Here is a 210-nt window from a genome sequence, read left to right on the forward strand (position 1 = left end):
GGGCCTTTCCGCTCGACTTGCATGTGTTAAGCACGCCGCCAGCGTTCGTCCTGAGCCAGGATCAAACTCTCCGTTAAGGTCAAAACGACAACCACCCGAAGGCGACTGCCAAACCTGAAGAGAAAAACAATCCCGGCAAGAATCATTCTTGCCAAAGGAATCCAAAACCAAACCGACCAACCCATCAGACGATGGGCCAACCAGCCTGGT

At 53.3% G+C, this 210-nt stretch carries 1 rRNA gene; it reads right to left on the reverse strand.

Going from position 1 to position 210, the window contains the following annotated elements:
- Positions 1-77 (reverse strand): 16S ribosomal RNA (locus QSK37_RS51385); the annotation flags it as partial.
- Positions 78-210 lie beyond the last annotated feature (133 nt).

Origin of the sequence: Actinoallomurus iriomotensis, from assembly GCF_030269445.1 — a bacterium.
Taxonomy (GTDB): Bacteria; Actinomycetota; Actinomycetes; order Streptosporangiales; family Streptosporangiaceae; genus Actinoallomurus; species Actinoallomurus iriomotensis.